Consider the following 13,192-nt stretch of genomic DNA (forward strand, 5'->3'; position numbering starts at 1 on the left):
GGGTCGCCGACGGACCAGATCTCCCAGTCGATGATGGCCGTGACACGGTCACCGTCGCACAGGGTGTTGCCGAGGCGGTAGTCGCCGTGATTGACCACCGGTCGCGCGGCAACAGGCATTGTGGCGTGCAGGGCCTTTCCACAGGTCTCGTAGTCACCGCGGAGGTCGTCCGGAAGTGTCTCGAAAGACCTTGTCCACCTGTCTATCTCGTCTCCCAGAGAGACGACCGGCTCGCCACCGAGGCCGATGTCCGCCGGATCGACCGAATGCAGGTGAGCCAGCATCCGCGTCGCATCGAGGAATCGGGCACGGGTCTGCGCCAGCGTGGCCTCGTCCCGCGGTCGGTCCGCGACGAGAAGCGGTTCCACGCATTCTCCGCGGACCATCTGCATCGCCACGAACGGCGGGTCACCGGCGTCCTGGAAGTACACGGCCGGAGCGGCGACACCCGGAACTCCCTGGAGCGCCTGCATCACGCGACCCTGGCGGATCACGTCACGGTTGTTCACCGGCGCCAGTCCCGGGGGGGCGACCTTGAGCACGACCGACTCTGCGGTGTCGCCGCCCGAGATGTCGGCGATGAACGTCAGGCTCGACGTACCGCCGGTCAGTGGACGCACGTTGTCGACCCGAATGCCGGAGCGCCACAGGCGGCCGGCTTCCGCAGCGCGAATGCCGATCTCGGTCAGCAGCTCGGGGTGCGTAGGTAACTTCGTCATGGGGATCCTCTGTTTGATGAGGAAAGTGAGATTGCGATTCTGTGAATATCATTCTTGGTTTCACGCCCCATGTCAATACCACGTCGGCTTGTGAAATCACCGAAGAGCCTTGCGACGGAGCCTAACCCGGTCCGAGGGGAAAGTGTTCGGCCCTCAGGTCCGACTTGCGGACCTTGCCGAGCGAGGTTCGCGGCAAAGCGTCGACGACCACCAGCTTCTCCGGGGTCTTCTGTCGGGCCAGGCCGGAGCCCGCGAAATGGGTACGAAGATCGTCGAGGGTGAGCGTCATACCGGGCTCGATCACGACAACGGCCGCGACCAACTCCCCGTAACGAGGATCAGGGGCCGCGACCACAGCCCCTTCCGCCACCGCGGGATGGGTGGCAAGCACGTCCTCCACCTGGCCGGAGGAGATCGTTTCCCCCGCCCTGATCACCACGTCCTTGATCCGGTCGGTGATGGTCAGCCGACCGGCCTGGTCCAGATGTCCGAGATCCCCGGTGCGCAACCATCCGTCGCCGGTGAACGCGTCGGCGTTCAGGCTCTCGTCTCGGTATCCGACGAACTGGTCCGGCCCCTGCAGGAGCACCTCGCCGTCGACACCGACCGGTACGTCGACGCCATCGTCGTCGACGATGCGTACCCGAACGCCGTCCATCGGCGCGCCGTCGGTCCGCAGCCGCGCGTCCTCCTCCTCACCGGAGTGGCCGGACGTGGCGGTGGGATGTTCGGTGGAGCCGTAGCAACGAAACGTCGCGACACCGGCGGTCGCCGCACGTCGGACCAGTCCTTCGGGGACCGTGGCCGCCCCGATCAGGAAGTCCGACAGCGTCGTCAGCTTGTCTGCGACGCCGTCGACGTCCAGGAGGCCGGCGAGATGGAACGGTGTGCCCGAGGTCGCGGTGACCCGGTACTGCGCGATCAAGTCCGCGGCGAGAGCGGCGTCCCAGCTCTCCATGTAGACGGCGCTGCGGCCGTGCACGAGGGGTCGGAGCACGCTGCTGACTCCTGCGATGTGTCCGGGCGGGAACGACACGAGCTGCACGGAATCGGCACGGGTGGCGGACGTCCCCCGGGCGGAGCGCACTTCGGCGAGCAGGGAGTTGTGGCTGTGTTGAACTCCCTTGGGAGCAGCCGTCGTTCCCGAGGTGTAGATGAGCAGGGCGACGTCGTCCGCGTGCACTGCCGGCCGGACGTACTCGCGCGGGCTCGACAGTTCGCGCCAGGGGATCGCACCGGGCGCGGCGTCGTCACCGACGGTCACCGCGTGCCGGAGCGACGACAGATCCGAGTAGCCCTCGATCCGACCGGTGTAGTCGATCGCGCGCCACCGATCCGGCTGGATCAACACGGTGGCTTCCGATTGTTCGAGGATGAACCGAACCTCGTTCGGTCCGTAGATGTGCACGATTGGAACAAGGACCGCGCCGGCCAGCAGGACGGCCGCATACGCCACCGACGCCTCGGCACTGTTGGTCAACTGCACCGCGACCGCGTCCCCGGGACGTACGCCGTGAGCCTGAAGTCCCGCTGCCACGTGCGTTGCGGCCTGGCGGATTTCACCGACGGTGGTCACCACCCGCATGCCGTCCGCTGCGGCGTACACGATCTGCTTCTGCGCCCCGGGGGAACCGTTGTCGGACAACACGTCCACCCATGTGCGGTCGCTGTGGTAGCCCTCCCGGTACCACAGCTCGGAAAGTCCGCCGCCGCTCACAGCAGGCGTTCGCACGCGAGGCGCGCCGCGGTTCACAGCTCGGCGTCTCCCCGCAGCCGCGCCCGCCAGACGGCGAGGTCCGCCGGGTCTGCACCGTTGTCGACAAGCCATTGAGCCGGCCCTCCTCGGGCCGCCGTCAGACGGTCGATGACGGGTTCGATCGCTTCGATCGGAGCATGCATGTACTTCTCGGGCAGCGGAGGTGAATCGTGCTTGCGCACACCGACTTCGATCCACCGTGCATACAGGTCTGCCAACGCCGACTCGGTGCGGACGAAGTCGGCGACGACGTCCTCCGGCTTCACTCCCGCGCCGAGGAGCAGGGCGGCCACAGCGACGCCGGTTCGGTCCTTGCCCGCCGTGCAGTGCACCAGAGTGGCTCCGGGTGAGCCGGCGACGATCCGGAGGAGGTCGCCTGCCCAGATCTTTCCGCCGTTCAGCATGCGGACGAAGACCTCTGCCAGGTCGGTGGGTGCGGCGTCGGGCGCAGCGGCGTCCAGCATCGGAACGTGGTGCACGACGGATTCGGCGGGCCACTGATAGGGGAAGCGCGCACGTTCGCGTACACCTCGAAGATCGACGACGCAGGCCGGCGGCCACGAATCCAGGTCGGGGACCGCGGAGTCGCCCTCGTACGGGGCGTCGCCGCGATACAGGACTCCGGTCGCGCTCACGCCTCCGTCGGCGAAGGCGAGTCCACCGACGTCGCGCAGGTTGACCAATCCTGGGGCGCCTGTTCGAATCCGTTCGCCCGACGGCACTTCCGTTTGTTCACAGGCCATGTCCGCGCTCACGACGCATCCACCGAAACCTTCGCAGGTTCAGGCCGGTACACCGCGGCGAGGAGCGCACCCGCCGCGATGAGCCCGCCCACCAGCGCGATGAGGCCACCCGCCCAGCCGGTCAGGATGTTGTCGCCGAAGATCAGGTTGTCGAGGCTTGCAACACCCGCGCCGGTGATCGCGACCGCGATCGCTCCCACAGCGAGGACGAGGTTGTACTCCCAGCCGCCCGACACGACGAAGAAGCCCTTGCCGCGATGCACGGTCCAGGTGGCGACGAACATCAGGGATACGAACGCTGCGGCAGCGAACGGAGTCAGCAGGCCGAGTGCGAACGCGATTCCGGCTGCGACCTCGGTGATCGAGGCGAGCCACGCATTCGCCGTGCCGGGCCGCATGCCGATGCTCTCGAACCATCCGGCGGTCCCCGGAATGCGTCCTCCGCGGAAGAGTTTTCCGTATCCGTGTGCGGCCATCGTCAGTCCCAGGCAGACCCGCAGGATCAACAAGCCGGCGTCTATCGCTTCCACTACTGCTCCGTCCATCGCGCCGGGGGGACCGGCCGTCCTACCCAGGGCTTTCTAGACAAATATTACCTCTCTAACTAGGTTATCAAAAGAGGGGCGAAGCGGGTCGGCTCCACCGACCGGAACCTCGCTCACATCTTTCGCGAAAGGCTATCCATGGACCTCACCAACGCGTCCGCCGCAGTCACAGGCGGCGCTTCCGGACTCGGCCGAGCGACCGCAGAGGCATTCATCGCCCGTGGCGTTCCGACCGTCCTCATCGACCTGCCGTCCTCGAACGGCGCGGCTGTGGCATCCGAACTCGGCGATCTGGCGACCTTCATGCCGGCCGACGTTCGCGATCCCGAGGCCGTCGACGCTGCCCTGGCGGCAGCCGAGCAGTCGGCGCCGTTGCGTGCCGTCGTCCACTGCGCCGGTCGCGGCGGCAAGGTTCGACTGGTCGACAAGGACGGAAGCGCCGGCGACCTGGAGCTCTACAAGCAGGTCATCGACACCAATCTCGTCGGCACCTTCAACGTGGCCCGCCTGGCCGCCGCCCGGATGGTCAAGAACGAGGCGGTCGACGGCGAACGCGGCGTCATCATCATGACCGCGTCCGTGGCCGCGTTCGAGGGCCAGATCGGCCAGGCGGCGTACTCCTCCGCCAAGGCGGGCGTCGCGGGATTGACGATCGTGGCCGCGCGCGATCTCGCGCGCAAGCTCGTTCGCGTCGTGACGATCGCACCCGGCACCTTCGAGACCCCGATCCTCGGTGGCCTGTCCGAGAAGGTGCGCGATTCGCTGGCGTCCCAGGTGCCCCACCCCAGCCGGCTCGGCGATCCGTCCGAGTACGCCAAGCTCGCACTGGCGATCGTGGACAACGCGATGATCAACGGCGAGACGATCCGCATCGACGGTGCGATCCGGATGGCTCCGGTCTAACCAGCAGCGGAACCGGCCGACCCGATCCCGTGGGCATCGGCGGTCGACGACACAACGAGGGGCGGTACTCGGATCGAGTACCGCCCCTCGTGTCGTGTGAGAACCTCAGCCACCGAGCAGGGCTGAGTCCTTCCGTGCCGTCACCGGCTCCGCCAGACGCTGCTCGACGATGAGCTGCTGGAGCCGTTCCATGGTCGCCGCCAGGCCCGGACCGCGTCGCTCACCCGGGGTGAACGTCGCGGGCATGTTCACCAACCCGTTGATCTGGCCCACCGACTGGTAGTGGACCACCTTCGTGGGATCGACGGCGAAGTCGGGCATGCGCTCGAGCACCGCGGTGATCATCCGCTTGAACAGGACACGCGCGACGTTCGAGCCGATGCAGCGGTGAATGCCGAGGCCGAAGGCGGCGTGCCGGTTCGCCCGCCGGTCGAAGTCGACCTCGTCCGGGTTCGGGAACACGTCGGCCGACCGGTTGGCCATCGCCCACGAGACCCACACGCGCTCACCCTCTTTGAACTGAACGCCGTTGATCTCGACGTCCGCGTTGAAGGTGCGTGCGTCACCCACCGCGGGGGTGAAGTACCGGAGGAACTCCTCCGTCGCCCCGTCGAGGAGGGTGTCGATCTCCCGGATGAGACGTGCCCGCTGCTCCGGGTGCTGGGACAGCCACAGGATGGACTGACCCGTCAGCGCGGTGGTGGTGTCGAATCCACCGCCGACGAGCAGCATCGTCGTGCCGGTGATCTCCTGGTCGGTGAGTGGCCTGCCCACGACCGTCGCGTTGACGAGAGCGTCGATCAGGCCCGGCCGGGGATTGGCTCGCACCTCCGGCACCGCCGCCGTCAGGGCTGCGCGGCTCTCCATGGCCATCTGCGTGACCCTGTCGTGGTCGGGCGACCCCGGCGGGGTGTACATGAGCGCATGGGCCGGCTCGTTGTGAACCTCCCAGTCGGTCAGCGGCAGACCGAGCATGCCCATCGTCACGATCGCGGGCACGACGTTGGCCACGTCGTGCACGAAATCGATGTTGCCGCTCTCGATCTTCTCGTCGATGCACGCATGGACGAGATCGTCGATGACCGGAAGCCACCGGGCGACGGCGGCCGGCGACAGGTAGGGGTTGAGAACCTTCCGGTAGTCGGTCTGCTCCGGCGGATCCAGCTCGAGGAAGGACGGCGTGTTGTACGGACCGTAGTCGTACGACGGGATGGAGATGCCCTTGTAGCCGTTCACGCTCCCGTCCGCGTCGCGGAAGTTGGTCACCTCCGGTCGGCGAGCGATCGCGAACACCTCGTCCATACCACTGGCCACCCAGTGGTCCTCGTACGAGTTGGTCCACGCGACCGGGCACTTCGCGTGGAGTTCCTGGGTGCGCGCGACGAACTCTTCGCGGAACCCGGGCCCATGCCGTTCGTAGTCGATCGGGCACTTCTTCAGATCGTCGGCGTTGACGACTTCGTTCGTTGTCATGATGTACTCCGGTGCGATCGAGGCGCTCTTCCTCAGCGCGAGACAGTATTACGAATCAGGCTTCCTGAGCGGCTCGGTCGAGGACCTCACTGATCGCCCGCTCCGGGCACGAGCGCACGGCTTCGCTCGCCACCGCCTCGGACTCGGCGGGGACCTCACCGTCGATCGCGTACCCGTGACCGTCCTCGTCCCTGAGCGCGAAGACGTCGGGGGCGAGCATCGCGCAGATCGTGTGGCCCTGGCAGACCTTGTCGTCGACATGAACCTTCATGATGGATTCCTCCTTACTCCATTGCGTGGCGCACCCGGCCGCGGTTCGAAATTGCTCCGCCGCGAGAATCGAAACAGGCCGGCGTGGGACAACTTGTGCAACACGACCTGGCTAGACGTGGAACGGGTACCACTTGAGGTAGCCACCGGCGTCGATGCGCATTTGCGTGCCCGTGACATATCGCGACTCGTCCGAGGCCAGGTAGACAACCGCATTGCTGATGTCCACGGGGTCGACCCACGAAACGGGCATCGATTGCTGAACCTTGAATGCTTCGCGCGCGTCCTCCATGGTCGGGCTCTCCAGGTCCGGCCGGAAGATACGGGCCATTGCGTCGCTCTGCAGCATCGCGGTGTTGACGTTCGTGGGATGAACAACGTTCGCGCGGATCATCCGCGGCGCCAGGACGCGGGCGAGGTCGTTCACGTAATGGGTGAGCAACTGCTTGGCGACGGGATAGCCGGCGCCACCCGGATCTGCACCGGGGTTGTCGACACCACCCGAAGGCATGAGTGCCGCGGTCGAGCCGGTGGCGATGACCGACCCGCCCTCCTTCAGGTACGGAATAGCCTCGTGAATGGCGTTCATGGCACCTATGAGGTTGACACCGATGACGTCGATCCAGCCCTGCATGCCGGCATCGCTGAGCATCGGGCAGATGCCCGCGTTGGCGACGACGATGTCGAGTCGACCGAACTCCTCGACCCCGCGCGCCAGCGCGGCCGCCAGCTCGTCCTTCTCCCGGACGTCGGCCTCGACGGTGACGATGCGTCGCCCATGGGCCTCCACCAGGCGGGCGGTCTCCTTGAGATCCTCCGGCCGCGACATCGCATACGTGTTGGACGGAACGTCCTTACAGATGTCGATCGCGATGATGTCGGCGCCCTCTTCGGCGAGCCGCACCGCGTGACTGCGACCCTGTCCGCGGGCCGCGCCGGTGATGAATGCAACCTTGCCTTCAACTCTGCCCATCATGTACTCCTCGCTGTGAATTCTGCTTGTCGGAAAGATCTGTCCCCGTGGGGAAGAGGGTTCAGGCGGGGCGAGCGATCGACTTCACCTCGAGGAAATCCTCGAGTCCCTCGACGCCCCACTCGCGGCCGATGCCGCTCTGCTTGTAGCCACCGAACGGCGCGGTCTGGTGGTTCCACATCTGGTCGTTGATCTGGATGGAGCTCGCGCGCATGCCGTTTGCGACATGTGCGGCGCGATCGAGGTTCGGGCTCCAGACACCGCCGGCGAGGCCGTAGATGGTGTTGTTGGAGATCTCGATGGCGTCGTCGTCACTGTCGAACGGCAGCACGCACAGCAGGGGACCGAAGATCTCCTCCTGCGGCACCGGCGAGAGAGAGTCGATGTCGGTCACGACGGTCGGCTCGACCCAGTAACCCTTCTCGAACCGGTCGCTGGCGTTGCCGCCCAGCACGACCCGGCCGTCCCGCTTGGCGATCTCGTAGTAGCGCAGCACCGACTCGTACTGGCGCTTGTTGGCCAGCGGCCCCATGTAGCTGTTGACGTCGGTGGGATCGCCCCACGGAATCTGCTTCATGGTCGCGACGGCGATCTCGACGGCTTCGTCGACGCGGGAACGAGGGACGAGCAGCCGCGAGTAGATGCCGCAGCCCTGGCCGGCATGGCTCATGGTGGTCGCCGCGACGAAGGGGACAGCGGAAGCGAAGTCGGCGTCGTCGAGCAGGATCGCCGAGGACTTGCCGCCCAGCTCGAGCGTCAGACGCTTGACCGTCGGTGCGGCCGCAGCCATGATCCGGCGGCCCGTGGTGGTCGATCCGGTGAAGGTGACCGCGTCCACCGCCGGGTGGGTGGTCAGCAGGGCAGCAACCTCGTTGTCGTCGGTGGAGACGATGTTGACCACACCTGCCGGAATGTCCGTGTGCTCGATGACGAACCGGCCGATCTCGAGGGTGTTCCACGGGGTGTCCGGTGCCGGCTTGAGGACGACGGTGCACCCGGCGGCCAGCGCCGGGGCGAGCTTGGCGATTGCCAAGAAGACGGGGTAGTTCCACGGAGTGATCGCCGAGACCACCCCGGCCGCCTCACGCCGCACGATGCGGCGTGCCGCCTCGTCACCCGGGATCGGAGTGATGACCCGCTCGAAATCGTAGGTGTCGAGCAGATCGATGTAGTGGCTCATCATTTCGATGCCGCCGTCCAGCCCGACGTCGTACGTCAGGGCGAGCGGCAGGCCCCCCTCGGCGACGACGATCGGCCGCAACTCCTCGACGTTCTTGCGCAGGGCGTCCTGCAGCTGGATCAGGCACTTGCGGCGGAACGCGGTGTCGGTCGACCAGCTCGTGGTGTCGAAGGCCCGCCGGGCCGCGAGGATTGCGCGCTCCACGTCGGCCGAGTTGGCCTTCGGCGCGGTGCCGATGACCTCTTCGGTCGCCGGATTGATGTTCTCGTACACCTGCCCGTCCGCTGCGGCGACCAGGTCACCATCGATCAGCATGCGGTATTCGGAGCTGCTCATACACCACTTCCCTCGAGATTGGATCACCGCTGTTGCTCGGGGCGGCCGAGCGCATTTCAACTCAGTTGGATGCCCCCCAGGATGCCTGCCCTGCAACATCTTTGGTGCTTACAGACCGATTGACCTCGGCCCGGAGAACGTGAGACTGATCAACCCCGCACCCCCGCGGGATGAGAGGTGGATCACACACAGAGAGTATAACTAGTTAGATGGTAAGACAAGACGTAATTCGTTCTCGGCTCATGCAACCCGAGAGTGCCGCAGGCCGCCCGAACACCCGTGGGCGGATCGCGGGGAACGCGGCCTTGGCTGGACGGAGTACTGCGCAGGTCGAGAGATCGCCGGTGTAGGGAGAATTTCCCGCCAGTGAGTATCGGATCGTCGACCTGTTCGGCGTGGGAAGGCACGAATCGGACTGGCTCGCAGTAGAACTCGTCGTGCCGGCTCGCGCCGTTTCCGGAGTCTCCGCCGCCACGAGGTGGTGGAACGTGTGCACCGGCGACACCGAATGCGCGTTCAGGACATGTCGGACAATCGGCGGGAGATCGGCGCCGGGCAGTTGCCCGGCGCCTTCCCTGTTCGCGGCACAGCTCTCGGGTTCGGTCGAGTCACCCGATGGCGTTGGAGGACCCGGTCCCAGGTGTGCCGTCACCAGCCATCCGGCGATGCCAGGTCCAGATCGTCTGCCACGGCTCGAACATCTCCGGCACGTCCCGCCACGCGATCCCACACCGGTAGCGGTACATGATGCCCGCGACCATCGACCGCGCATCGGAGAACGGCCGCCCCCGACGCCCGGTCCGCACCGGCAACAAGTCCGAAACCGCCTCCCACTGCTCATCTGACAACACCTGAAACCGCGTCACCGGACAGACTCATGTGCAACGGTTCACATGTTCGCCAGACACGCCCTAGGTGACGGCGCCGGCGATCTTCAGGCCGATGAGGTTCTCGTCGTCGATGCCGAGCTCCTGGAGGATTTCGTCGGTGTGCTCGGCGAACTGAGGTGCGCGAACCATCTTGACGGGAGCATTGTCGAACTTGACCGGATTCGCCACGAGCTGCTGGCTCTCGCCGTCTGCGTCGACGAGATCGACTATCCGGCCGTTGGCGACGAGCGCCTGGTCGTGGCCGAGTTCCCAGCTGTTCTGCAGCGGTGCCCAAGGGCCGCTGAGTTTCTGGAAGATCTCGGTCCACTCGTCGTAGGGCCGGGCTGCGATCGCATCCGCGAACCAGGAGACGATCGTTTCGGCATTTTCGGTGATCCCAGCCATCGTCGCGAAACGGGGATCGTCCACGAGGTGGTCGAGGCCGAGGAGCATCACGAACTCGTTCCAGAAGCGCGTCGGCTGGAGCATCGAGAACTGCAGCCACCGGTCGTCGGCGGTGCGGTATGCACCGGTCAGGGGGTTGCCAGCCGCCTGTGTGGTCTTCTGCACCTTGGGAAGCGGGCCACCGGTGAACAACGCGAGATTGACCGTGAACTGGGTCGCCCAAGCTGCGACACCGAGGAGGGAGACGTCCACGACCGACGGTTCACCGGTGCGCTCGCGTCCGGCGATCGCGGCGGCGATACCACCGGCGATCGTCATACCGCCGATGTTGTCGCCGTAGGCTCCGGCGGGCATGAACGTCACGTGATCGGCACCGGGCGCCATGATTCCCTCGGCGCTCCCGCCTCGGGCCCAGAAGCCGGTGGAGTCGTAGGCGCCGCTGGCGGCATCGGGGCCCTCGCTGCCGAAACCACTACCGGTGACGTAGATGATGTTCGGATTGATCGCCCGAACATCTTCCAGGGTCAGGCCAAGCTTGGCGCGAGGCCCGGGGAGGTAGTTGGTGAGGAAGACGTCGCTGCGCCGGATCAGTTCCTCGAGCACCGGACGGGCTTCGGGAACCGACAGGTCGATGCCGATGCTGCGCTTGCTGCGGTTCGGGCCTTCCATGATCGGCGCGAACGACGACCCGGCACGGTTGGCGTCGTATCCGAGCACGCGGACCAGCCCGCGCTGCGGATCGCCGGTCTCTGCGTGCTCGACCTTGATGATGTCGGCACCCCAGTCGGCGAGAACCGCGCCGGCGGCGGGTACGAAGGTGTACTGAGCGACTTCGAGGACGCGGATGCCCTCCAGTGGACGGTCCATGCGGACTCCTGTTCGTGTGTTGATGGGTTCGGGTGTCAGTCGGCGCGGAGCAGAATCGCCCCCGAGGGGACTCCTCCGCCCGAGCTGACGACGGCGACATGCGGGTCGGCGACCTGACGTCCGGGCGCCTGCCCGCGGAGCTGCAACACAGCTTCGCGGAAGAACCCGTATCCGTGTGTGCGGCCGGCGGACAGTTGGCCGCCGTGGGTGTTCAGTGGAAGTCGTCCGTCGATGGCGATACCGCGACCGCCGTCGATGAAGTCGCTCGCTCCGCCGAGCTCGCAGAAACCGAGGGCTTCGAGCCAGGAGAGTGCATTGAACGTGAAACCGTCGTAGAGGAGTGCGACATCGACGTCCTCGGGCCGCAGGTCCGTCCGACTCCACAGGTGAGCCGAGGGGCCGAGGGACTGCGGCAGGTGGGAGAGGGTGCCCTGGTCCCAGGACAGGTTCTCCATCATCTGGGTGCCGACCGACTCGACGAAGACCGGCTTGTGGGGCAGGTCCGCGACGGTGTCGACCGCCGACACGATCACCGCGACGGCACCGTCGACGGGAACGTCGCAGTCGTACAGTCCGAACGGCGTGGACACCGGCCGGGCCGTGAGGTAGTCCTCCATGGTGATCGGGTCGCGGTAGACGGCCTCGGGGTTGGCCGACGCGTTGCTCCGGGCATTGACGGCGATGGCGCCGAGTGCCTTCTTGGCGTCGCCGTAGCGGTGGAAGTAGTTCGACGCCTGGCAGGCAATCCAGTTGGCTGCCGACATCGCACCGAACGGGTGCCGGAACTCGAACATGTCGGTGGCACGCCCTCCGCCCGCTGCCCACTTGCCGGAGCGGACGAGGTCGGAGTGCGAGGACTCCCACACCGTGCGGAAGCACAGCACGTGCCGGCACAGGCCCGAGGCGACGGCGAGCATCGCGGCGACGAGGGACCCGTTCTGCCCGGGCAGTTCGCCACCTGCGTTGACCCAGGTGGGGCGAATTCGCAGAGCCTGCTCGACGGGCATGATGCCGCCTTCGGACATGCCCCCGACCGATCGGCCCGGGTAGGTCGACAGTCCGTCGATGTCGTCGAGAGTCAGGCCCGCGTCCGCGACTGCGGCCAGGCAGGCGTCGACGGTCAGCGAGAGCGGATCCACCATGAGCCGTCGACCGACCTGGGACTGCCCGACCCCGCTGATCGCGACCCGGTCCTCGAACCGCTCGGTGCTGACCGGCGGCCGCAGCCGGGCGCGGTAGTTCTCGGGTTCGGGGACCTGCCCCGGCTCGCCACCGGCATCCGGGTCGATCTCGAACAGCGGAAGCCAGATGTCCTCGTCGGCCTGCTCGAACACGACCCGGACCTGCGTACCGACCCGAACCTCGTCCGGCTCGCACCCGACGATGTTCGTGGTCAGCCGCACGTCCGAGTCCTCGGCCAGTGCCACGATCGCGATGACGTACGGCGGCGGGAACTTCGGCAGCCACTGCTGGACATTGGTCGTAACACCGACGACGACGGCCTTGCCCGACACCGGCTGTAGAGGCATCTTGCGTCCACCGCAGTCCGGGCACAGCACCGACTGCGGGTGTGCACGCTTGCCGCACGCCGAGCACTGAGCGATCCGAAGCACCCCGTCGGCTCCGGAAGCCCAGAACTCGGCACTGGCCAGTGTCGGCTGCGGCAGCGGCCGACCGGTGTCCACGATTGGACTCATCGGTTCTCCATCTTCGTTCCCGATTCCTCGTCCTCGCTTGGGCGGGAGGAATCGGTGTGCACTCGGGTCCTCGTCGGATCCAGGTGCCGGTTCTTCGGTACGACTACAGGACGTTCGGAGCGCGATGGCGATCCCGGACCGCGATCATCGCGGTGAGTCGGCGCTCCCGGTCGGCTCGACTGAGGAGGGAATCGTCGTGGTCCGGCCCGTCGAGTCGTTCCTTCTCGGCGGCGATCTCCGCGTCGAGCAGGTCACCCGCGAGATCACGGGTGAGCAGATCCTGGTCGACCCAGTCGTCCTCGGGCAGTTGCTCGATCTGTTCTTCCATGGCAGTCCTCGGCTTCTCTCGGCAGCGACAGAATCAGTTGCGGGGGAAGTTGAGGAGGGCGCGGGCGTTGGTTTCGACCATTTTCTCGACTTCGTCGTCGGGGACGTCGATCATGGCGTCCTGGACCT

General features: G+C 66.6%; 13 protein-coding genes. 1 reads left to right on the forward strand and 12 read right to left on the reverse strand.

The window, feature by feature from the left end:
- The 4 genes from ACFYVR_RS26570 to ACFYVR_RS26585 all read right to left on the reverse strand — a co-directional run.
- The coding region (locus ACFYVR_RS26570) for a phosphotransferase family protein (protein ID WP_387479263.1) at positions 1–719 on the reverse strand (719 nt) is incomplete at its 3' end.
- Between the two features lie 121 nt (positions 720–840).
- Positions 841–2,451: an AMP-binding protein gene (locus ACFYVR_RS26575; RefSeq protein WP_387479266.1), complete on the reverse strand. Its 1,611-nt coding sequence runs from the start codon at positions 2,449–2,451 to the stop codon at positions 841–843.
- Positions 2,452–2,468: 17 nt separating this feature from the next.
- Complete coding sequence (locus ACFYVR_RS26580) at positions 2,469–3,218, reverse strand: tyrosine-protein phosphatase (protein ID WP_387479299.1); 750 nt, start codon at positions 3,216–3,218, stop codon at positions 2,469–2,471.
- Positions 3,219–3,226: 8 nt separating this feature from the next.
- Complete coding sequence (locus ACFYVR_RS26585; RefSeq protein WP_387479269.1) at positions 3,227–3,763, reverse strand: DoxX family protein; 537 nt, start codon at positions 3,761–3,763, stop codon at positions 3,227–3,229.
- A 138-nt stretch (positions 3,764–3,901) separates the two neighbouring features.
- On the opposite strand from ACFYVR_RS26585, the gene ACFYVR_RS26590 reads away from it, so the two are divergent.
- Positions 3,902–4,666 (forward strand): SDR family NAD(P)-dependent oxidoreductase, encoded by a 765-nt coding sequence (locus ACFYVR_RS26590; protein ID WP_387479272.1) that lies wholly within the window; start codon positions 3,902–3,904, stop codon positions 4,664–4,666.
- Between the two features lie 105 nt (positions 4,667–4,771).
- Here ACFYVR_RS26590 and ACFYVR_RS26595 read toward each other — a convergent pair whose 3' ends face one another.
- From ACFYVR_RS26595 to ACFYVR_RS26630, 8 genes are all read right to left on the reverse strand, one after another.
- Positions 4,772–6,139, reverse strand: a complete 1,368-nt coding sequence (locus ACFYVR_RS26595; protein WP_387479275.1) for a cytochrome P450 — start codon at positions 6,137–6,139, stop codon at positions 4,772–4,774.
- A 55-nt stretch (positions 6,140–6,194) separates the two neighbouring features.
- Positions 6,195–6,410: a ferredoxin gene (locus ACFYVR_RS26600; protein ID WP_387479278.1), complete on the reverse strand. Its 216-nt coding sequence runs from the start codon at positions 6,408–6,410 to the stop codon at positions 6,195–6,197.
- Positions 6,411–6,521: 111 nt separating this feature from the next.
- Positions 6,522–7,382 (reverse strand): mycofactocin-coupled SDR family oxidoreductase, encoded by an 861-nt coding sequence (locus tag ACFYVR_RS26605; protein WP_387479281.1) that lies wholly within the window; start codon positions 7,380–7,382, stop codon positions 6,522–6,524.
- A 61-nt stretch (positions 7,383–7,443) separates the two neighbouring features.
- The gene (locus ACFYVR_RS26610; protein ID WP_387479284.1) at positions 7,444–8,898 is read right to left on the reverse strand and encodes an aldehyde dehydrogenase family protein; all 1,455 of its coding nucleotides are present in this window, start codon (positions 8,896–8,898) and stop codon (positions 7,444–7,446) included.
- Between the two features lie 608 nt (positions 8,899–9,506).
- Complete coding sequence (locus ACFYVR_RS26615) at positions 9,507–9,764, reverse strand: transposase (RefSeq protein ID WP_387479287.1); 258 nt, start codon at positions 9,762–9,764, stop codon at positions 9,507–9,509.
- A 45-nt stretch (positions 9,765–9,809) separates the two neighbouring features.
- Positions 9,810–11,039, reverse strand: coding sequence for a CaiB/BaiF CoA transferase family protein (locus ACFYVR_RS26620; RefSeq protein WP_387479290.1), 1,230 nt, complete (start codon positions 11,037–11,039; stop codon positions 9,810–9,812).
- A 35-nt stretch (positions 11,040–11,074) separates the two neighbouring features.
- Positions 11,075–12,736 (reverse strand): OB-fold domain-containing protein, encoded by a 1,662-nt coding sequence (locus ACFYVR_RS26625; protein ID WP_387479293.1) that lies wholly within the window; start codon positions 12,734–12,736, stop codon positions 11,075–11,077.
- 103 nt (positions 12,737–12,839) lie between these two features.
- On the reverse strand, positions 12,840–13,064 hold the full coding sequence (locus tag ACFYVR_RS26630; RefSeq protein WP_387479296.1) for a hypothetical protein: 225 nt from the start codon (positions 13,062–13,064) through the stop codon (positions 12,840–12,842).
- Positions 13,065–13,192 lie beyond the last annotated feature (128 nt).

The sequence above is a fragment of the Rhodococcus sp. NPDC003318 genome (assembly GCF_042879035.1).
In the GTDB taxonomy this organism is placed as follows: Bacteria; Actinomycetota; Actinomycetes; order Mycobacteriales; family Mycobacteriaceae; genus Rhodococcus_G.